At 41.2% G+C, this 20,042-nt stretch carries 18 protein-coding genes and 2 pseudogenes; 6 read left to right on the forward strand and 14 right to left on the reverse strand.

All coding sequences use genetic code 11. From position 1 onward, the window contains the following. Positions 1-147 precede the first annotated feature (147 nt). Positions 148-891: a PEP-CTERM sorting domain-containing protein gene (locus O9324_RS15210; protein ID WP_288140615.1), complete on the reverse strand. Its 744-nt coding sequence runs from the start codon at positions 889-891 to the stop codon at positions 148-150. 157 nt (positions 892-1,048) lie between these two features. On the opposite strand from O9324_RS15210, the gene O9324_RS15215 reads away from it, so the two are divergent. Then, complete coding sequence (locus O9324_RS15215) at positions 1,049-1,543, forward strand: helix-turn-helix domain-containing protein (protein ID WP_288140616.1); 495 nt, start codon at positions 1,049-1,051, stop codon at positions 1,541-1,543. Between the two features lie 462 nt (positions 1,544-2,005). On the opposite strand, the gene O9324_RS15220 is transcribed toward O9324_RS15215, so the two are convergent. From O9324_RS15220 to O9324_RS27520, 3 genes and pseudogenes are all read right to left on the reverse strand, one after another. Then, positions 2,006-2,473: a hypothetical protein gene (locus O9324_RS15220; protein WP_288140617.1), complete on the reverse strand. Its 468-nt coding sequence runs from the start codon at positions 2,471-2,473 to the stop codon at positions 2,006-2,008. Continuing rightward, positions 2,473-3,789, reverse strand: a complete 1,317-nt coding sequence (locus O9324_RS15225) for an AAA family ATPase (RefSeq protein WP_288140618.1) — start codon at positions 3,787-3,789, stop codon at positions 2,473-2,475. Before O9324_RS15225 ends, O9324_RS15220 begins: the two co-directional genes overlap by 1 nt. Before the next feature lie 671 nt (positions 3,790-4,460). Beyond that, positions 4,461-4,577: pseudogene (locus O9324_RS27520) on the reverse strand (Clp protease N-terminal domain-containing protein); the annotation flags it as partial. Between the two features lie 551 nt (positions 4,578-5,128). Between O9324_RS27520 and O9324_RS15230 the strand changes: the two are divergent. Both O9324_RS15230 and O9324_RS15235 read left to right on the forward strand, forming a co-directional pair. Next, the gene (locus tag O9324_RS15230) at positions 5,129-6,253 is read left to right on the forward strand and encodes a DUF262 domain-containing protein (RefSeq protein WP_288140619.1); all 1,125 of its coding nucleotides are present in this window, start codon (positions 5,129-5,131) and stop codon (positions 6,251-6,253) included. Beyond that, positions 6,250-6,879 (forward strand): MAE_28990/MAE_18760 family HEPN-like nuclease, encoded by a 630-nt coding sequence (locus tag O9324_RS15235; RefSeq protein ID WP_288140620.1) that lies wholly within the window; start codon positions 6,250-6,252, stop codon positions 6,877-6,879. The genes O9324_RS15230 and O9324_RS15235 overlap by 4 nt, the downstream gene beginning before the upstream one ends. A gap of 191 nt (positions 6,880-7,070) precedes the next feature. On the opposite strand, the gene O9324_RS15240 is transcribed toward O9324_RS15235, so the two are convergent. Beyond that, a complete protein-coding gene (locus O9324_RS15240) occupies positions 7,071-8,774 on the reverse strand; it encodes a DUF262 domain-containing protein (RefSeq protein ID WP_287628887.1) in 1,704 nt (567 codons plus the stop codon). Between the two features lie 236 nt (positions 8,775-9,010). Here O9324_RS15240 and O9324_RS15245 point away from each other — a divergent pair. Continuing rightward, positions 9,011-9,286 (forward strand): annotated as a pseudogene (locus O9324_RS15245) (transposase family protein); the annotation flags it as partial. On the opposite strand, the gene O9324_RS15250 reads toward O9324_RS15245, so the two are convergent. Further along, complete coding sequence (locus O9324_RS15250) at positions 9,272-9,454, reverse strand: AAA family ATPase (protein WP_287628886.1); 183 nt, start codon at positions 9,452-9,454, stop codon at positions 9,272-9,274. The pseudogene O9324_RS15245 and the gene O9324_RS15250 sit on opposite strands and share 15 nt — an antisense overlap. An 810-nt stretch (positions 9,455-10,264) precedes the next feature. On the opposite strand from O9324_RS15250, the gene O9324_RS15255 reads away from it, so the two are divergent. Next, a complete protein-coding gene (locus O9324_RS15255; RefSeq protein ID WP_288140621.1) occupies positions 10,265-11,707 on the forward strand; it encodes an AAA family ATPase in 1,443 nt (480 codons plus the stop codon). Positions 11,708-11,730: 23 nt separating this feature from the next. Then, positions 11,731-12,741, forward strand: coding sequence for a DUF4435 domain-containing protein (locus O9324_RS15260; RefSeq protein WP_288140622.1), 1,011 nt, complete (start codon positions 11,731-11,733; stop codon positions 12,739-12,741). Positions 12,742-12,808: 67 nt separating this feature from the next. Here O9324_RS15260 and O9324_RS15265 read toward each other — a convergent pair whose 3' ends face one another. From O9324_RS15265 to O9324_RS15300, 8 genes are all read right to left on the reverse strand, one after another. Then, on the reverse strand, positions 12,809-13,144 hold the full coding sequence (locus O9324_RS15265) for a ribulose bisphosphate carboxylase small subunit (protein WP_002741682.1): 336 nt from the start codon (positions 13,142-13,144) through the stop codon (positions 12,809-12,811). A gap of 15 nt (positions 13,145-13,159) precedes the next feature. Further along, positions 13,160-13,558 carry a RuBisCO chaperone RbcX gene (gene rcbX, locus O9324_RS15270; protein ID WP_002732424.1) on the reverse strand — a complete coding sequence of 133 codons (399 nt, stop codon included), beginning with the start codon at positions 13,556-13,558 and terminating at the stop codon, positions 13,160-13,162. 130 nt (positions 13,559-13,688) lie between these two features. Then, the gene (locus O9324_RS15275; RefSeq protein ID WP_002753365.1) at positions 13,689-15,104 is read right to left on the reverse strand and encodes a form I ribulose bisphosphate carboxylase large subunit; all 1,416 of its coding nucleotides are present in this window, start codon (positions 15,102-15,104) and stop codon (positions 13,689-13,691) included. Between the two features lie 549 nt (positions 15,105-15,653). Next, complete coding sequence (ccmN, locus tag O9324_RS15280; protein WP_287627392.1) at positions 15,654-16,316, reverse strand: beta-carboxysome scaffolding protein CcmN; 663 nt, start codon at positions 16,314-16,316, stop codon at positions 15,654-15,656. Positions 16,317-16,447: 131 nt separating this feature from the next. After that, positions 16,448-18,406, reverse strand: coding sequence for a RuBisCO small subunit-like domain-containing protein (locus tag O9324_RS15285; protein WP_287627393.1), 1,959 nt, complete (start codon positions 18,404-18,406; stop codon positions 16,448-16,450). A 70-nt stretch (positions 18,407-18,476) separates the two neighbouring features. Next, positions 18,477-18,788, reverse strand: coding sequence for a beta-carboxysome shell vertex protein CcmL (gene ccmL / locus O9324_RS15290; protein WP_002734360.1), 312 nt, complete (start codon positions 18,786-18,788; stop codon positions 18,477-18,479). A gap of 32 nt (positions 18,789-18,820) precedes the next feature. Further along, complete coding sequence (locus tag O9324_RS15295; RefSeq protein WP_002741689.1) at positions 18,821-19,162, reverse strand: carbon dioxide-concentrating mechanism protein CcmK; 342 nt, start codon at positions 19,160-19,162, stop codon at positions 18,821-18,823. A 66-nt stretch (positions 19,163-19,228) separates the two neighbouring features. Next, positions 19,229-19,540, reverse strand: a complete 312-nt coding sequence (locus tag O9324_RS15300) for a carbon dioxide-concentrating mechanism protein CcmK (RefSeq protein WP_002734613.1) — start codon at positions 19,538-19,540, stop codon at positions 19,229-19,231. Positions 19,541-20,042 lie beyond the last annotated feature (502 nt).

Genomic DNA, 20,042 nt, shown 5'->3' on the forward strand with positions numbered 1-20,042 from the left:
CAATTGCTTGGCGGACGATTGAAAATAATCTAACTCCATTGCGTTCACAATTACAGGAAATTTTAGAAAATGAAGCCGAAAATTAATCTATAAAAATCCCCCTCAACTTATTCAATTAAGGGGGAATGAGTTATATAAAAAGGCAATTTAACCGACGTTACTGGGTTCTTTTTCGAGGGAATGAGAGCGTTTTACTTTCCGTTTTATGGTTGCACCTGCACCAAGTATTCCCAGGGAAAGGAGACTTAGGGTTGAGGTGGGTTCGGGGATTTCTCTAGATCTATAAACTTCGTCCATGGATTCTGCTCCGTCCATAAGCAGTCTTCCACCCCTGCCATCATAAACAAGACCAAAGGCAGATGCGGTTACATTTTTTACAAATACCTCTCCAGGTTTACCAACGGCCTTAACATTTTTTTCACACTTAATGGGACTGAGACCATCAACAAACATATCTCCGACACAAGCCGGATTCTTTCCAATGCTAGTTTGGGTTAAAGCACCACTAATTGATGCTATTGAACTAACTTGTCCTGTTTTTTCTACTGTTCGTTTATTAATGCTTACTAGACTATTACTTTGAGATTCATCCTTATCACAGATTCCATTGACACACGCAATCAACAACCTGGCTGATTTAATTGTTGTAAAATCTTCTGGCTGTAAAGGTCTTCCAACAGGTGCAACAATACCCCAAAGTTTTAAAATACCATCTAATATTACAGAAATCTTATCAAAGTCATTTACAATACCTACAGATTGAAGTGTTGAACTAGAACTTGATACTGTAGCAGACAGTACAGGAGTTTTTTGACAAAGAAGTGATATGGAAAAACTGAAAACACATAAACCCGATTTCAATAGAGAACTTTTAACTCTGTTCATTTTCATTATTTTTGCTTAAGCTAAGGTTTCTAAGAGCTTATGACATTAAAGATTAACTTTCAAGCACTAAAAAGTAATATAAAGTCGTATAAAGTACCTAAATTTACATTCTGTGCTATAATGTCAAGCAATTATGACTTAATCCCATAGTTAAACCAATTCCATGAACAATTTTGATATTCACTCTTTAATTACAACTGTTGATAATCTCATCTTTTCCTATACAGGAGAGAATTTAGATGATGTTCAGTCTGAAATTCTAGAAGGTGTGATTAATCACCAAAAATACACAGAAATCGCTAAGAATCATCATCGTTCCGAGAAATATGTCAAGGATGTAGCTGGTAAATTATGGAAAACCTTATCGGAAATTTTAGGAGAAGAAGTTAATAAAGCTAATCTTAGGTCTAGTCTGCGAAGATATTATTATAATGTCGCTAAAAATAATGTATTTGGAATCCAAATTAGTGAAGGTAATATCTGTAATCAACTACCAGAAAATCAGTTACAAAAACCTAATCTTGCTGAAGAATATAAACTCGAAATCGCTACAGAATTGATAAAAGAAGGCTTAACCGTGGAACAAATTGCTAGAGTATTAAAACTTCCCTTAGAATTAGTTAAAGAGCAACTTGAAAAACCTAAGCAACCTAATTAGAAGTTAGGTTGACAGTCGTAGAGGGTGTTAAGCTATCGTTAACGCACCGCTTAATGGTTATCCTGGCGAATTGTCGCAATTTAGTGGATAGGGTTTTTCGGTGGATTAAGCTTCGCTAATCTCTACTTATACCTGAACTTTCCCATACATATATACCACAATAACCAAAAACCCTTATCCATCAATGGATACGCCCATTAACTTTTCTGAATGTACCCATGTTTATTATAATATTTCTTAATAAACAAGTGGGGGAAGTTTAGGCGAAAATTCCCTAATTGTAATTCTCCTCGGCAACAAAAGGCGTTAGATTTATTCGGGGTTTCCTTAATTTGTACCCAGTAACGGCACATTCAGATACAGCACGGGTTATAGTCTTTTGTCAAGGAGGAATTCCAATAATTAAATCTCTACCTTTTAAAATACAAATCGACTATTAGAAGTAAATCCGTAGTCAATTACTCATAACTTCGGTGGCCGATTGTAACCTTTAAGGTGTTTGTCCAAAGACCATATATAGACGCGGCGGCCTGGATTTTGATCACAAATTCTTTGCCAATCATGAATGATAGAAAGGTCTCCCAGTCCCCTACCTTGCATCGCTTGATCAGGAAACTCTTTTAACCATCCTTGCAGGTCTTCTTGCTTTAGAAAATTAATAGGGGTGAAGGGAGATTCTCCTTCAAGAGCTTGTGTTACCCGATTGACAAATTTTTCTGCACAAATACGTCGCTGATTGCCATCTACCTTTTTGGACTTGGCAATATGATTGCCAGTTTCCAGAATAGTCGCCATTGGCAAAAAAAGAGATTCTCTAGCTTCAATTTTCTCTTTTAACTCTTGAAATATTAACTCAGATTGACTCGCTTTGTGGGGGACATTAAGTATCTCTAAAAAGATCGAAGTATCGATTAGGCAAATAGCTCCCATCAGGCTACTTCTCCCTGTTTTAATTGCTCTAACCAACTTAGCGCGTTTTGTTGACGTTGTTCTGCTGTGGACTTATCCTTTAAGAACTTATCTAATACTTGTTTAGTCATCAACTGACCAAGAGTTCCCTGCACAATTAATTCGGGGAAACGCTCTAAATCAGCTAATCGGACAATACGACTATCTCCTGCTTGCGGATCTCGGTAACAACAAAGTACATTTCCAATATCACTATCGGGTACTGCATCTAGTAACGCCGGGTTATGGGAGGTGATCAGTACCCTCAGTTTTCTTTCTAAGGCAATCTCCCGAATTTGCTTAACTAAATTATCTGCACGACTGGGATGAACACCATTATCGATCTCTTCAATAATTACGAAAGTTCCAGGATTTACACTTAGTAGAGTTGCAGCAATCGCTAAAACTCTCAGAGTACCATCAGACAACAAAGGAGCATCTATCTGATGTTCTTTTTTCCCAAAAGACTCTATTAGTCTCACCATAACATCGTTGCGGTCTGTAATGATAAAGCGAATATCGGTAATATCCTGTTCTGGTAATGAACGAATGAAGTCAAGCAACTTGTTTTTTTGAGTCTCTCCCTGCTGACAAACTGCGTAAAGAACACTAGAAAGGTTAGAGCCATCTTCTTTAATATCATCATCTTTAGCGTAAGCATAATCCCGCATTACTGCTGGACGAGGATCAAGAAAGACGATATTCCTCAAGGTTTCTCGAATTACTTTAGTAACTGCTGGAATAATTTTTTGTGATTTAGTATGACTTTGCTGGAACCGACTGGGAGTTTCCAATTGATAAAAAATAGCTTGTCGGTTAGAGCAAGGTATGTGGGGCTTTTTACCACCTTTATTAAAATTGTTATACATCACCCTAATTTCATCGGTGTGCGGGTTAGGATCGCCATCAATTTTGTAAAGTGTTAATTCCTGATCTTTACTAGCTTTACTGACACTTTCTCCGCTTATAATAAGTTGGTCTGATAATAGCCCAATTTCAATCTCGAAATCAGTCCAACCATCGGGAGCGTTATCAATGTGTGTTCCCAAGGTAAAATACTGTTTTTCTGCACCGAAAAGATCGATCGCTTGTCCACGGGCAATTGCATTACCGCTTTGAATGTTGCGTTCAATGTCATCTAACCTGCTGCCTTTCGCTAACCACGAAAGTAAGCGAATTGCTTCTAGTGCATTACTTTTCCCTGACGCATTAGCACCAATTAAAAAGGTGATGGGTGCTAGAGACAAGGTTGCCTCCTGATAGCTTTTGAAATTCCGAAGAGTCAGCGATGTTAACATACTTTTCACCCATTAAATCTTGACTGGTGCAGTTTGAGCATTTGTACTAAAAGCTCCAATACGCAGTTTAAATTCAGCGCAGTTTATATACTCTAACGAGTACCGAAAACTAGCACCCATAACCTTGAAAACTCAAACTGTAGGGCAGGGCATATCCGAACAGTATAATCTAGGCTTGGGGAGATAAGGTCGCTGTTTATTGGCATTAGGGCGGAACCCTTACCCTTACTGCAGGTCGCTTCTCAGAAAAAATTGAAAAGACGCTACTGGGTACATTTTTCCTTTGAAAATGGCTGTACCGTTGACTGTATCTAGAGTAGAGCGATTCTGTGGAGTTGGCTGTATAGTGATCGCTAACCTTATGGTGACAGATGGTGTCATTAATCTCTAGAGTAAGCAATTCCCTCTGTAGCCATGTTTTTGCTGGTTTTCAGCCCCGAAACAAGCTATAATGGTCGAAAGGTCAAATTGGAAAATTTTTGCCTCAAACCCTATCTGCGTAAGAACTTCAGGAGTTTGTGTTCAGTAGTCCGTTAGTATTATATTGCTTTAACTCAGGCTCTGTAAGACTTTTAGCTATAGCTAGTATATTTATACTGGGGAAGTTCAGTCATACTTCAACCTAACCTAAGTTCTAACTGACGAGGATTGAGGGAAAAATTGACTCTTTACATAATGACGTGTTCTACTTCTAAATTCTGATTTTTAAAGCGTCGCGCCACTTCTTGCGACTTGACGATCGAATCCCCAGCTTGTTCGGTAAATTTATTCGAGTCGGTGGGTTGCATTCTGAACTATGATAAGCCAGTGTCAGAGGTCTAGTATAGCGTGCTATCTGGGCAATTACACGGCGATCGGCGATCGGGGGTGGGAAGTCGGGGGTTCGGAGTGAATCGATAAAAAATTACGAACTATGACAAAATAAAGCGAGTATTTGCGATCCATCCCTATCGGAGAATTCATGCTAGAATTTACTTGCGGTATCTTAAAATCGGCTCTTCTGGTTTCTGTGTGGAAACGAGGTCTATACTGATAGAATATCCGCAAAATAGTCTTAAAAGTCTTGTCCAGTAAGCATTTCACGATTCCATAAGCAAAAATTATCACACAAAGCCGAGAAGAGCCTAAAATCTCGATGGAAAATTCGGAATCAGCTTCTAGAGATGTATCTTTTTGATCATCGGTTCGATCGCTCGTTTCCTATTCCTGCTCGAAATGTGGAACCAGTAGATCGATCGATATTTATGTGGTGATGTTTATTCGATCACGGACGGGCTAAGTACCTTCAATAATCAGATTCATTAGGAAATCAAAATATTATTGAGCTAGGAATAATGCTATGCAATTGATAGACGAACATATAGACGAACAGATAGATAAAAAAATCGGCGAGGTTCGCACCGATTCTATCGATCTCAGTTTCGGTGAAATTATAAATTTGTACTCTCAGAAAGAATTAATTATCCAGCCAGATTATCAAAGGTTGTTTAGATGGTCTAACCAACAAAAATCTCGACTGATTGAATCGATTTTATTAGAGCTACCGATCCCGCAAATCTTTACGATCGAGAACCCTGACGGAGTTTTAGAGTTAATTGATGGTCTGCAACGTGTAAGCTCTGTCATCCAGTTTATCGATGCTGAAAAATTAGATTTTACCGACGTAGAGGAAAAAAAATTAGAGCCTTTGCAATTGGAAGGTTGCGATCAAATTCCAGAGCTTAATGGAAAAACGTTCGAGAATTTATCTCTCAGGCTAAAATTGAGAATTAAAAGATCCTCGGTACGAACCGTAATTATTAAAAGACAGAGCAAACCATTTTTACGGTACGAGATGTTCAAGCGACTCAACACGGGAGGCTCTATTTTGTCCCCTCAAGAAATCCGTAATTGCTCCTCTAGAATGGTGGGAGAACAGGGAATACAGTTTTATTCATTTCTCCAAGAAAAATCTTCTTATTCAAGCTTTATAAACTGTACGGAAACTCTTTCTCAAGAGGAGAAAGAGCAAAAAGGAGATGAAGAACTCGTTCTCAGATTTTTTGCCGCTAAGAACGCGCAAGATTTGTTTCATGGAAGTGTACGAGATTGGTTAGATAGCTATATGGAACAGATTTTACTCAATAAAATTAATTTTGATTACGAGGTTGAAGAGCGAGATTTTAATCATATTTTTGACTATTTAAATCGCATTCTTGGAAATGGTTCTTTTGTGCGGTACAGGGATCGATCACCCATTGGCGCTTTAGCCCCCGCTTACTATGAAGCAGTGACAATCGGAGTGTTTCAAATGTTAGAACAGGTTCAAAATATCGAAGATGCTTTAGTTAAGGACAAAATTATACAGATATTACAATCTGAAGATTTCAAGAAGAATATCGGCCCAGGAGCCAATACGAAAACAAAGCTTTCTAATCGAATTAAAAATATTCAAAATGGATTACTGGAATTACTTGAAAAATGAATGATTGGGCTAACCAGATTGAAGAAAATCTTGGCTGGCGAGAAGGGGAACTCGCCTCGATCAAGATTTTGCTCTCGACCACCAATAAAGAATCCGTAAGATACAAGGCACTTTTACGATCGTTGGTCGTTCTACTCTACGCTCACTATGAAGGATTTTGTAAGTTCGCGTGGGATTTATATCTTGACACTATCGAACAAGAAAAAGTCAAACGTCATGAATGTTGTGAAGAAATTATCAAATTGTCACTCAGAAAAAAGTTCAAAGAACTAGGTGGGGATTTATCTTCCAAAAGTATTTGGGATTTTTTTACCAAAAACTTGCCTGAATTCCTAAACGAGGAGGTTGAATTTAAAATTCATCTAGAGACGGAAAGTAATTTATGGCCTAACTTACTCAAGGCTAACTCTACAGATGCAGGATTAGCCTGTTTAATCGCCGATAGCAATCAAATTTTATTAAAAACTTTAGTAGGGAGAAGAAATAATATAGCACATGGGCAAAAAGAGATAATCGCCGATCTGGCTGAATATGAAAAATATGAGAGAGCGGCTTTTGAAGCCATGATTGAACTAGGTTTGTCCGTTGTAGAATGTTTAGAACAGAGAAAATATTTAAACCGCTAACCCAATAGGATTATTAAACATTGTTAACCAGTTTATAAAATGCGAACTTTACATTTAGATTGTAATCAGTTAGATTGTAATCGGTTCACCGATCGCTCGAAATCCTGACAGATCGATCGCTTCCTCGTGAAAATTATCCTAGAAATCTATTCCCAAGTAAAAGCGAATCGAGAACATTTTTTAACCCGCTCTCAAACAAAGTCGGATTTCCAAATATGAACCGCTCGTCGGGCTAAACTTTCTTGACGTTTAGCGATCGTGTCCGGTGTCCATTCCTCTGGTACTATATTTCTCGCTAGAGCATAATCGCTTTGTTGGTAAATCTCTTGTTTATCTGTATAGTATTGATTGCCGATTTGACGATTCAAATTAGCTTCTAAAGGAATCAAGTTACCGATCCGATAGGTCATTTCCTCGATCTCGTTATCGAGAAAGTGAACGCGCCATCGATCGCTCGGCGATTCTGGTAGAATATGCTCGATCGAGAATCCATCTTCCGCTATATTAGATCGACCCGATTCGTCCATTTCTAATTTCCAGAGAATATATCGAACCAGTTTTTTCTTTTGACCTCTGGTAGAAATCGAAAGAATCGAAAAATCCTGCAGGAACTTAGTATCCGTGACATAAACCGATCGCAAGCCCTCGAAAACTTGCCTCGGAGTCGTCATTTCGCCATTATTTATGGCGATTGCTATCTTATTATAAATCCCTTCTAGCTCATTCGGGTTAAGACTACTGACAATCGTGTATCGAAACGAAATTATACAAACCAATTTTAGTAGGCGGGTGAAGTTCTCGCTTGAAAATTTATTGTATGCCGAGAATAAAACTGGATAGGCTTGTTTTACGCCAAATAGTTCAATTTCTCGAATATAAGGGATATTATCTGGAGTATCTTGCCAGAATTCATCATTGGGATTATTAAGAGCGATAAAAAGACCACTATATTCTTCGAGTTGTTCGAGTAATTTAAACGCGCTTTCAGCGTTTTGTATAGACTCTCGAACCCTTTTAAATAAACGTTCCCGTCTTACTCTCGTCCGCGTGAGGCTGAGATAGTAACGTAGGAACTCGGGGAATTTTTCCATTGTAACGGTATCAATAATTCCTCTCCACTGTCGTTGTCCTTCTCGCAAATCATCCGCCCCTCGGAAAAGAGAAAACAAATAATTTTTTAATAGATCGGTTGAACTTAGCTCTATCCCTCTAGCGTTTAGGGTCTCGAAAACCGTATACGCATTCAATTCATCTTCAACATTAATCTGAATAAATAAGAGTCTTTTGGCAACGGTATCCGTTAAAAAAATTGCCAGTTCTTTTCCACTGTTAACTACGCTTGTAAGCTGTTGCAATGAATCCGAAAAGTATTGAAAAGCTTTCCATAGGAGTTGGTTGGATTTTGCGAGCGATCGAGGATTGCGAGGAGGTCTAAAGTTAATGAGACGACTTTGATAAAAATCATTATTATTTTCATTCAAAATTAATTTACTAGATTCTTTTAAAGAACCCAGATCTTTATTACTCAAATAACCGCTTTTGAGAAGCCGTTGTCGTTCTCTATTCGCTTCCGCTTCTTCCCCCCGATCGATTAACGTTTGAATTTTTTCGATAATCGCTATAGCGAGAATACTAATCGTTACCAATCGTTGTTGTCCGTCAATAATTGTAAAATCCGTATCCGATCGCTGGGAACCCTGTAAAACGATCGCTCCCATGTAATGACTAGAATCGGGGTTTTCATAGAGCGTTTGAATATCCTGCCAGAGATCTTCCCAATTTTCTTCCTTCCACGAATAATCTCTTTGAAAAGGGGGAACTCGGTAGATTTTGCCATTGCCGATGAGATCGCTAAAATTGCTGGTTCGGGTATCTAATAGATGAGTACGGGGCATAGGTTCGATCGGCAGTCAGTTCATCACTTCTAACTTACCAAATATCGGCCGATCGGGCTCTTCGGGAATTGTTATGCAAATAATTAACTTATAATAAAATTCGATGAGAGCAACTACGCTCAAAAGTAGCTAAAATTCATACAGGAAAGGACTTAAGGCACAAATAGGTTAATACCAAAAGATAGACAATAGAGTTAAGATTTGATATAACAGCCAAAAACAATATTATTTTACCTATGATAGTTGACAAATTTTTGAACCTAAAAGGAACCTCTATTCAAGGCTATCGACACCTAGAAAATATCGGTATATTTTGACGAATTGAATCAAAAAATAAAAAAGCAACCTGTCCTCGTTGTGGGTTAGATAGCGATAAACTACACCAAAATCATCGACATTTAGTCAAAGATTTACCGCTCTCAGGCTAACCAGTGTACCTACAAGTTAATCGTCGTCAATTTAAGTACGTTAATTGTCAGAAACCCTTTAGCAAAGAGTTAGATTTTGTCGCCAATGTCATCTAACCTGCTGCCTTTCGCTAACCACGAAAGTAAGCGAATTGCTTCTAGTGCATTACTTTTCCCTGACGCATTAGCACCGATTAAAAAAGTGATGGGTGCTAGAGATAAGGTTGCCTCCTGATAGCTTTTGAAATTCCCAAGAGTCAGGGATGTTAACATACTTTTAAATTAAGGTATTTAAAAACATCTAAAGTAAGGGGATTAGGGTTTTATCAGATTCTTCATTCCAGCTACGGCACAACCTAGCCCAGCTAGACCCAGTGTAGCACCTCCAAGATAAAGCGTGGGTTGTACGAAAAATCTTATGAACTGATTTTGCACCTCCTTATCAGCTTTATACGTTTTGGCAGCGTTGGTAGAATCGGGCCAAGATTTAAGCGATCTTTACGCGCAGAAAACGGGTTTCTTCAAGAAACCCGTTTTCTATCAAAAAAAAGGGGCTCTTCTAGGTTCTGTGTGATAAGTTTAACTTACAATATGATCGATCGATCTTTGTGTCCTTTGTGTCTTTGTGGTTCGTTCCACCCCCTCGCTAGGAGGAATGTATCTTAGAATACATTTTACCCACCAAACCTGGGAGAGCCAAAAAAGGGAGGTCTAAGAACCCCCCTCAACAGTTAATAATTAGGGTTCTTCGTTACTTGTTATGGTTCGATAGGGGGGCATAAATCGACTAAATCCTTATCTGGCAAGAGACTTAATTGATTAGTTCGCTCTAGAGCAAAAACAATTGATAAAAATCTCCAAATGTCTTTCTCTATAAGGGTTACATACCTTATACCCCCCGTCTATTGCATAACACAAACCGAAGAACCGAATTTACCAAGGTCAAGGTCGATGATCGCACTAAAATAAGCTCTCTCAGTGTTAGTTATTATTACCCGTTCGGATCAGCTTAGGAAAAAACTTGAGAAAAGTTTCATATTAGATTATAATTTTCGTTTGAGACTGTTATATGAGATTAAAGGTATGTCTCGATTTATTAAGCGTTTAGAAGCGATTGGAATACATGGAAGATTTGATATTAATCTTGATTTTCAAGATGGAGTTAATATTATTCATGGAAGTAATGGCACAGGCAAAACCACTGTATTGCATATTCTTGCTAATGCCGTCAACGAAGATTTTAGACGTTTTGGCTATTTAAAATTTCAAAAATTAACCATTACATTAGATGATGATACGGAAATATTGATAGAACAGCAGAATTCTCCTCAAGAACCTCGACAAACAGTAACAACAGTCTTTGTTAATAATCAAAAAGCCGATTTTTACCGTTTTGCAGAATTATTAGAAGAAGAAAAGCAAAAAGAAAATAGCGAAATTTTATTGCCTGCACGTTATTATCCATCATCTTCTAAGAAGAAGCAAGATATTGACTTAAAAGCAACTTATTTCCCTGCTTTTAGAACAATGATTGAGGCATGGGCTACCTTAGATGAAAATGAAATTAGACATTTTGCCCGAAGATCACCTAATTTTAGCAAAGTTCTCAGAAGTTCCGCCAGATCAACCGAATTAGCTCGGATTCTATTTGGCAAATTTGTCCCTAGACTTGAGTATCCTTCACCGATAGAAATAGAAGAACATATTAATTCAGAATTAACAGAAGCTCAATTAAAAATTGCTAGTCTTGATAGAAATTTGCTTTCACAAGCTTTTCTTCAATTTTCTCAAGCTATTTCTCAATCATTTGAGACAGACGATAATACAAAAGAGCCAGACGAAGTTATTACAGAAATAATAGAACTTTCGGAAAAATTGCAAAATTCACCTTTTCAAGTTAATCGTGATCAATCAGATGATGTTTATAACAAATTAATAGAACAGTTGAGAGCCTTTGAATCATATCCAGAATACAAAACTATTGCTAGTAGAGTTTTATCCGTGTATAAAAGTTCTCTTCAACAAAGACTAGATGCACAAATAAAAGCTTATTCTAGTATTGAAAGATATCTTGAATCAGTCAATGGATTTTTAGAGAGAAAGCAATTAAAAATAGGTTCTACAAACTCACCTCAAAGCAGAGGAAAATTAGGTGTTAAAATTGGTGATGAAGAAGATATTCATAGTCTGCAAATTTTGTCTTCTGGAGAAAGACAAGTCGTAGGTTTAATTTATGCCGCCAGTCACATGACAGGTGGTAGGGTTGTCTTAATTGATGAACCTGAAATTTCACTTCACATTGATTGGCAACGTAAATTATTACCAGAAATGGTTAAACAACTTGATGAGAAACAACTCATTATTTGTACTCATTCTGCTGTAATTGCATCCAAATATCGAGAGAGAATGATAAAACTTGAACTACAACCAACGGCAAACGCTAATATAAATACCGATACCCTTGGAAGTGAAGATCAAATCTATATACTAGATGATGATTTGGAAGACATTGACATTCCCTTTTAAAAATTTAGATAATTATCGACTTTATGAATGGATTACAGTTAACTCCTGAAGAATACGTTACTGAAATAATTATGTCAAATGATAGGTTTTTATTGCTAGAAGGAGCCAATGATGAGGATTTTTTTACTATTATTTGTAATCTTTTAAAACAAAATGAAGCTCAGATTTCATCGGAAAAATTATATTTATTGAAAAAAATTATTATTGATACTGCGGAGCGAATACAAGGAGAATTAGGAAATAGAGCTAAGATAGAAAAAATCTGTGATTTAGTTGCCCAAGAGCCGCCAGATGTTAACAATAGAGTTTTGGGCTTTGTTGATCGAGAATTTAGAGAATTTGAATGGAGCAATGATTTAAAAGATCATATTAAAACTCATAAAATTAACAAGAGATTAATTTGGAGTAGAGGTCATTCAATTGAAAACTATTTTTTTGAAATATCAACGTTGAAAAAGGCATTCAACGATTATTTAGTCAGTAGTTTTTATCAAGAAGCATTTGAAATTTTTAAATCTAAATTTGAGCATACTCTCAGAATAGCTTGTGCTTTGAGTTTAGCAGGTTTATCAGAAGAGTTAGTTAAGCCTATTGCTACATCAGTAAATTGGCAGTGTATAGATATCACCTCCACATCTCTGAAAATTGATTTAGAAGAATGGGGTAAGATACTGAATAAAAAACTCAAACTAGATCAACTTCGGATTCAAAAGCTATTTAATAAATTTGAAGTCTATTTGAATATGACCAATCAATGTGACATTGAAACCTCAAGATGGTTATCTCATGGACATATAGGATTTAATTTTATGTTTGTTGTTTATAGTAAATGTCTTTATATAACAGCCTCAGACTTATCGGATCCTCGGAAAAATCCTAGTCAAGAAGCCGAGAAAGTTAATCAATATAAAGACACACGCTTCCGCACAGTAGCAAATGCTTGGGTTAGAAATCAATCTGTAGAATTTCAAGGTAATAACCTTAATGATTTTCCAATCAAGTGTTTTTGGATGTTAATCAACGATTTTCAATAACAAATGATAGAAAAAAAGGGAGTTCTAAGAACCCCCCTCAACAGTTAATAATTAGATGACAGCCAAATTAGTAGCGGCCAGCATTGGGTTTATGAACAATAAAGCTCATGGTTTGACATTGTTTGATGTTGTCAAAAGCGATAACGCGGATGTAGCAATCAGAATATTCAGTGCGGCACTCGCGAACTTCATTAAGAACTTCTTGGGGACCAGAAACAGAGAATAAAGGCAGTTTCCACATCGTCCAATGATAATCTGCGGGTTTGGGATCTTTTTCAAATTCCACAGCAGGAATATAACCCTGATCGATCATGTATTGAATTTGTTTAGCAATTTGTTGATCGGTGAGGGGGGGCAAGTAGGAGAGAGTTTCGTAACGCTTCTCTTTAGGTAAAGTTTTCATGGGTTTCTTGATTCCTTATGGGTTGGGTAGATCATCAACATCGAGATTTAATTCCGATGTCTCTGGTTGACTTATAGCAGTACGGGTGAGACGTTCCAAAAGTTGCCGACGATGTTCGGTATTGTCATTAATAATTCCCGTTTTTACCATCTCTGGCAAGAACTCTAAAACCTGTTCGGCTAAATGTTCTCTTACCGTCATGATCCGCAAAACTAACTCTTTATTCTCAGTCATTAACCCCGCAATATAGGCCTCGCCATCCTGAATGGAATGGCTAGAAGTATAGTGACTCAGCCAAATAGCTAAAGTCGGATTAGTTTCTGATAATTGATCGATAATCGTGCGAACCGCTTGGTAAGTTAGGTAACTTTGTAAGACTTTCGCGGTATCTTGAACAACTTTTTTCGGATACATTTTATACAGTTTTCAGTTATTGGCTAGACAGTTATCAGTGTTGAAATTCTAGCGACTGCTTGCCGATTTTGGGCAAGTCCCCAGCATTATTTTGCACCGATAACTGCTAACAACCTTCTGAAGGGCTGTATTAGAGGGTATCCATAGCCTCGAACTCGAATTTAATTTCTTTCCAGAGTTCGCAAGCGGCAGCCAGTTCAGGACTCCAACGGCAAGCTTCCCGGATAACGTCGTTACCTTCGCGGGCCAAGGAGCGACCTTCGTTACGAGCTTGGATACAAGCTTCCAGAGCCACACGGTTAGCGGTGGCACCCGGTGCGTTACCCCAGGGGTGGCCGAGGGTTCCACCACCGAACTGTAAGCAGGAATCGTCACCGAAGATTTCCACCAGCGCCGGCATATGCCAAACGTGGATACCACCGGAAGCAACCGGCATTACCCCGGGTAAGGAAGCGTAGTCTTGGGTGAAGAAAATACCACGAGCGCGATCTTCTTCTACATAGTCTTCACGCATCAGGTCAACAAAACCCATCGTGATTCCGCGTTCACCTTCGAGTTTACCGACAACGGTTCCCGAGTGCAGGTGATCACCACCAGAGAGACGTAAGCACTTAGCTAAAACGCGGAAGTGGATACCATGATTTTTCTGACGGTCGATAACCGCGTGCATTGCCCGGTGAATGTGGAGCAGTAACCCTTTGTCGCGGCAGAATTTCGCCAGGGTGGTGTTAGCGGTGAAACCACCGGTGAGGTAGTCGTGCATAATGATGGGGGTTTTGATTTCGGCGGCGAATTCAGCCCGTTGCATCATCTGCTCGCAGGTAGGAGCGGTTACGTTTAAGTAATGTCCTTTAACTTCGTTGGTTTCTGCTTGGGATTTAACGATCGCCTCTTGGACAAAGAGGAAACGATCGCGCCAACGCATGAAGGGTTGAGAGTTAATATTTTCGTCGTCTTTGGTGAAGTCTAAACCACCGCGAAGACATTCATAAACGGCACGACCGTAGTTTTTAGCGGAAAGGCCGAGTTTAGGTTTGATGGTGCAACCGAGTAGGGGGCGACCATATTTGTTTAATTTGTCCCGTTCAACGGTGATACCGTGGGGAGGACCTTGGAAGGTTTTGATTAAAGCGACGGGGAAACGGATATCTTCTAAACGGAGACCGCGTAGAGCTTTGAAACCGAAAACGTTACCAACGATCGAGGTGAGGATGTTGGTGACGGAACCTTCTTCAAATAGATCTAGAGGATAGGCAACGAAACAGAAGAACTGGTTATCTTCGTTGGGTACGGGTTCGATATCATAACAACGACCTTTATAGCGATCGAGGTCGGTTAAGTTATCGGTCCAAACGGTGGTCCAGGTACCTGTGGAAGATTCCGCCGCTACTGCCGCACCTGCTTCTTCAGGAGGAACTCCGGGTTGGGGTGTTACCCGGAAGCAAGCTAGTAGATCGGTATCTTTGGGGGTGTAGTCGGGGGTGTAGTAGGTCAGGCGGTAGTCTTTTACGCCGGCCTGGAAACCTTTGGATTTGGCTTGCACCATTGGGATTATTCCTCCATAAACTGCATGATTAGTCGCACCTGTAAAATCTCGCCGTCAACCGACATAGATTTTTCTTAAGCTCCTGTCCCCTGCTGCTAGGAGCGAAGTTAGGGAGCAATTTTCACTAATGTTTTTTTCAACTGATCATCTTAACACGAACTTTACCCTATTCTGATCATTTTTTTCTCTATCCCTAAAATTTTAATTGGTTTTTTTTCTCGGGGAGATTAGTTTCTTTAATCTCTCGTCATCTAACTTTGACAATCTCTACAAAAACACAAAAAAATCAACAAAAATTTACCTGATTGACACACAGAAACTTCTGCTCATCAGGCTTTGAGCGATTAAAACTACTCTTTAATTGAGGAAGATTATCAATAATTACAACCTCAAAAAATGTCGGCAATCGCTAAAGATGAATTAGATTTTTAAGCAATTATACCCAGTACCTAGAGGACAGTTAGACAGCAGTGAACTCTAGATAAATTAGGTCTAATTACTCAGTAATTATTGTTGAGATTTTTGGCTTGTGAACGATTATTTTCCCCTTCAAGAATTAAGGTTATTGTTGCCATTAAAACGATGACGTTCTGGAAATAGCGTGACCAATAACTGATTGATATAGACTTTTCCGACCACCGATGCTTGATTCGGTCGGTTAGTAGTAGATGCTTGTTCTCTGGTTTCCGCAGGACTGGCCTCGGCGACCATTTCCTCGCTATCCCAAGGACTGGCCACGGTTTCGGCGACCATTTCCTCCACGGACGGGCCTGGGGACACTTGACTGACTACGGGTTCTGGTTCCGGTAGAGGGGGTCTTTCTGGTTCCGATCGGGTTGCTGACACCTCGATGGTAATTTGACGGGAAGTATCTCCGATCAGGGAACCGGACGGCACGATCGACATCGCTGCCACAGAAGCATTAAAAATCGTTGTGGTTGAACCGATACAGGCATTTTCACCGATTTCACCCTGACCGACTATTAGAACTCCTGTACCTAAAATTGCCCCGGCACCGATAGCAATAACACCCTGATAGGCGGTTAGAATCGTTCCCATACCCAGACAAGCACCCGCACCGATAATTATTCGGCTATTGGGGGCTGCTCGGAGAATCACCCCCGCAGCCACGATCGCACTCTCATCAATGGTTACATCACCATTAATATAGAATTCCGAGCGGCTAATAGGTTGAACAGGGGGTAAGGACATAATTGACAGTTACTCAGTGATCAGTGATCAGTGATCAGGGGTTAGGGGGTAGGGGTTAGAGTTTCAGGTATTTTTCCCGATCCACCAACACCTAACACCTATCTCCGTTCACCGATCGCCGAGTCCTGAAATTAAGGGCGTTGAATAATCGATTCGAGAACACGACGTTTTGCTTGGGAGTCAATCCCGATCAGACGAACGTATTCCCCTTGATGGTCGCGCAGACAGGTTTCTAAAGCGGCCACCACATCGGATTCGCGACTGCTATCGATGGGGGTGCAGCTTTGCCAAGAACCGGTTTTAAAACGACGTTTATCCGCGTGTTCACTGCCAATTTTGTGACCTTGGTTCAACAAAGAACGAATTTGAGCGATCGTTTCCGCAGTTAAGGTACTGGTTAAAGTGGCAGTACCGCCGCCGGAGGAACCGGAACCATAGCTTTTGAAACTCGGTTCAGCAACGGCGGCGGTTTTACCGTTGCCATTACTAGCCACCGAACCATCGGGACGCTGGATCACCGTTTCTAAAACCCGTTTTTTAGCTTTAGCATCGATACCGAGTAAGCGGACGTATTCGCCGCTATGTTCCCGTAAACAATCTTCCAAAGCAATAATCACATCAGATTCGCGATTACTTTCGATCGGAGCGCAACTCTGCCAAGAACTGGTTTTAAACCGGCGTTTATCCGCGTGTTCGGTGCCGATTTTGTAGCCTTGGGCGAGCAGGGAACGAATTTGAGCGATCGTTTCCCCACTTAAGCTACCACTACTGCTATAACTGGCTCCGTTACTGGCGGGGCTGCTGTAGCTGCTGGTTTGGCCGCTGCCGTTACTAGCGGAGGTGCCACCGGGACGGTGAATAATCATTTCGACGACGCGTTTTTTCGCCTGCGGGTCGATCCCGATCAGACGGACGTACTCATCGCTATTTTCCGCCACGATCGCTTCGATATCGCGAACGATGCCGGCTTCGCCCTTGGTTTCGATCGCCGGCCCGGTTAACCAAGAACTGGTTTTAAACCGGCGTTTATCCGCGTGTTCGGTGGCGATTTTCAGCCCTTGGGCCAGCAGGGAACGCACTTGTACCGACAGGTCAGAATTGCCGTTACCGTTGCTATGGCCGGCGTGGACGGCGGTGGTGGTGCGGGCCGGTTCTCCCGGGGTGTCTTCGGGGCGTTGGATAATCATTTCCAGTACGCGCCGTTTAGCGGCGGGATCGACTCCGATCAGGCGGACGTATTCGCCCTGTAGGTTTCTCAGGGAGGCTTCTAGGGATTGGGATACCTGTTCTTCGCGGCTGCCGTCGATAAAGCCGGCACTTAACCAAGAACTGGTTTTAAAGCGGCGTTTGTCAGCGTATTCTAGCCCGATTTTGTAGCCTTGGGAGAGGAGGGAGCGAACCTGCGCTCGAATGTTTGTATTTAAACTCATAGGTGTCACCGAATTTCTATATAGCGTCTCATTAGCGATGTTTATAGCGGCTGCCGGTGGCGGAGTCGCTGGGCTTTGGGCTTTGATCGGGACGCTGGGGGCGAGGTCGATATCGACAATGTGACGAGTGAAGGCTCGATCGATTTCTGTGACATCGGGTAAGCGATCAGCCTGCTGTTGGCTGGTGATCACGGAACCGGATGGCACGAATTTACCGGCGGGGATTTCCACGTCTTGAACGAGGGCGTGCATCATGACTATGCAATCGGCCCCGATGCGAGCATTAAAGACGGTGGAGCGAAAACCGATAAAACAGCGATCGCCCACATAGGCCGGCCCGTGAATGAGTGCCATGTGGGTGATGCAGCTGCCCCGGCCGATCCACACTGAATATTCTCGGCCGTCATCTCCCACCACACGGCTTTTTTCTAAACCGTGGATGATTGCCCCGTCCTGAATTTTGCTGTCGTCGCCAATGTGAAAGGGGGTTCCCTCATCGGCGCGGATGGAAGTCCCCGGAGCGATCACCACTCGCGCCCCGATCTCGATAGCGCCACTGAGGTTAGGGAAGGTGTGGACTTTGGCACTCTCGTCTATGCGCGTTTCCTCTGGGGATTTGGTCCGCTTTTTCGGACTAGCCGCCGTTGTGCGGACGACCATAGTTAGTCTTCCTCCATACTGAATTTGGCTGGCTGGTTGTTAATTAACTGTGTTTGGGTCCTATCGATGTTTAACCGGATTGACGAAATTCGTCCCTCTTGCTGTAGAGGGTGCGATTTTCTACGGTTATAGTGTCAATAATCCCCACCACCATCGCGTCAAGGGGGCGATTGTTCTGCCCGTCTTCGATCCGAGCCGCTCCTCCCCGGGACACTAGCACCCATTCATTAAGCCCCGCTCCGACAATATCACCCGCTACTTCGTATTTAGGCAAAAGTTGCCCTTGAGCGTCGATGAATTGCAAAAGCAGAAGTTTCACTCCCGTCATACTGCGAGGTTTCAGGGTGCTAACGACGGTTCCGCAAACTTTGGCAATTTGCATGGAATTTGTTTACACTAAAAGTTAGTTGCGCTCTAGATTCGTCTTAAAGGTTGCGGGTTAACACTTTCACGAAACTGTTCCACGGCGTCTGTATAACGAATGGGAAGAACGAATTCGAGGTTTTCGTGGGGACGGGCGATGATGTGGGTCGAGAGAACTTGACCACCTTTAACACGATTAGATGCCGCTTCTGTCCCCGCCGATACGGAGGCCTGTACTTCCGAAACGTCCCCCCGGACGATGACGGTGACGCGACCACTACCAATTTTTTCGTAACCTACTAGGGTTACGCGGGCGGCTTTTACCATGGCATCAGCCGCCTCGACGACGGCTGGGAAACCCAAGGTTTCCACCATGCCCACTGCAATTGACATAATATTTTTGTCTCCTAATGGTTGGCTTTCTTCGACTCTATAGATGCTGACCCCGATCAACGGTGTTTAATAGCTGCGGAATTGCTCTACTTCTTCGGTGTAGCGAATGGGCAGCACGTATTCGAGGTTTTCGTGGGGACGAGCGATGATATGGGTAGATAGCACTTGTCCTCCGTTAACCCGGTTGGCGTTTTCCACTCCGGCAGCCACAGAAGCTTGCACTTCTGAAACGTCTCCCCGGACAATGACAGTGACGCGACCACTACCGATCTTTTCGTAACCCACTAGAGTCACCCTGGCGGCTTTGACCATGGCATCGGCCGCTTCCACAACGGCGGGAAATCCTAGGGTTTCAATCATTCCTACTGCAATTGGCATTTTTTTGTTCCTCGCTTGTCAAGCCAAACTAAACTATTAATCTCGTTAGCGTTATCAACTTTGTTTCAGTCAAATTCTTTCCTTGTTACTTTTCCTGCTCTAGCTTTGGTGGCAGTCGGGATCGTGGCAAGGTGGGGGTAAGACCATCCTAAATTTTATCTCGATCGTGACCGTTTTCATCCACTAATTTTATTTTCTAGGGCTGGTTGGTAAAAATTTGACGAGTCAGGCAAAATTATCAACCTAAAAAAAGCATAGGAAACTATGACACCTTTGACAATATAAAACATTATGATTATTTCTCATCTTCCGGTTAACGAAAGTTAATCATTCCTTTACTTCGCTCATCAGACTCAGCAATTCTCAGGACATTGACAGCTAAAACCTTTGCTATGACTGCATTTGCCCTTTAACTTCTCTCTTGGCAGCTCGATTGTCTCTGCCGGATTTACTGGCAGATAAAAGCCTATTTTTCGCTGATTTCGGCTTTTTTATAATTTTT

Source organism: Microcystis sp. LE19-84.1B (genome assembly GCF_027531875.1).
Taxonomy (GTDB): Bacteria; Cyanobacteriota; Cyanobacteriia; order Cyanobacteriales; family Microcystaceae; genus Microcystis; species Microcystis panniformis.

Bases quoted from the DNA above. Each gene is read 5' to 3' on its own strand.
- O9324_RS15210 (WP_288140615.1), bottom strand. From the start codon at position 891: ATGAAAATGAACAGAGTTAAAAGTTCTCTATTGAAATCGGGTTTATGT.
- O9324_RS15215 (WP_288140616.1), top strand. From the start codon at position 1,049: ATGAACAATTTTGATATTCACTCTTTAATTACAACTGTTGATAATCTC.
- O9324_RS15220 (WP_288140617.1), bottom strand. From the start codon at position 2,473: ATGGGAGCTATTTGCCTAATCGATACTTCGATCTTTTTAGAGATACTT.
- O9324_RS15225 (WP_288140618.1), bottom strand. From the start codon at position 3,789: ATGTTAACATCGCTGACTCTTCGGAATTTCAAAAGCTATCAGGAGGCA.
- O9324_RS15230 (WP_288140619.1), top strand. From the start codon at position 5,129: ATGCAATTGATAGACGAACATATAGACGAACAGATAGATAAAAAAATC.
- O9324_RS15235 (WP_288140620.1), top strand. From the start codon at position 6,250: ATGAATGATTGGGCTAACCAGATTGAAGAAAATCTTGGCTGGCGAGAA.
- O9324_RS15240 (WP_287628887.1), bottom strand. From the start codon at position 8,774: ATGCCCCGTACTCATCTATTAGATACCCGAACCAGCAATTTTAGCGAT.
- O9324_RS15250 (WP_287628886.1), bottom strand. From the start codon at position 9,454: ATGTTAACATCCCTGACTCTTGGGAATTTCAAAAGCTATCAGGAGGCA.
- O9324_RS15255 (WP_288140621.1), top strand. From the start codon at position 10,265: ATGTCTCGATTTATTAAGCGTTTAGAAGCGATTGGAATACATGGAAGA.
- O9324_RS15260 (WP_288140622.1), top strand. From the start codon at position 11,731: ATGAATGGATTACAGTTAACTCCTGAAGAATACGTTACTGAAATAATT.
- O9324_RS15265 (WP_002741682.1), bottom strand. From the start codon at position 13,144: ATGAAAACTTTACCTAAAGAGAAGCGTTACGAAACTCTCTCCTACTTG.
- rcbX (WP_002732424.1), bottom strand. From the start codon at position 13,558: ATGTATCCGAAAAAAGTTGTTCAAGATACCGCGAAAGTCTTACAAAGT.
- O9324_RS15275 (WP_002753365.1), bottom strand. From the start codon at position 15,104: ATGGTGCAAGCCAAATCCAAAGGTTTCCAGGCCGGCGTAAAAGACTAC.
- ccmN (WP_287627392.1), bottom strand. From the start codon at position 16,316: ATGTCCTTACCCCCTGTTCAACCTATTAGCCGCTCGGAATTCTATATT.
- O9324_RS15285 (WP_287627393.1), bottom strand. From the start codon at position 18,406: ATGGTCGTCCGCACAACGGCGGCTAGTCCGAAAAAGCGGACCAAATCC.
- ccmL (WP_002734360.1), bottom strand. From the start codon at position 18,788: ATGCAAATTGCCAAAGTTTGCGGAACCGTCGTTAGCACCCTGAAACCT.
- O9324_RS15295 (WP_002741689.1), bottom strand. From the start codon at position 19,162: ATGTCAATTGCAGTGGGCATGGTGGAAACCTTGGGTTTCCCAGCCGTC.
- O9324_RS15300 (WP_002734613.1), bottom strand. From the start codon at position 19,540: ATGCCAATTGCAGTAGGAATGATTGAAACCCTAGGATTTCCCGCCGTT.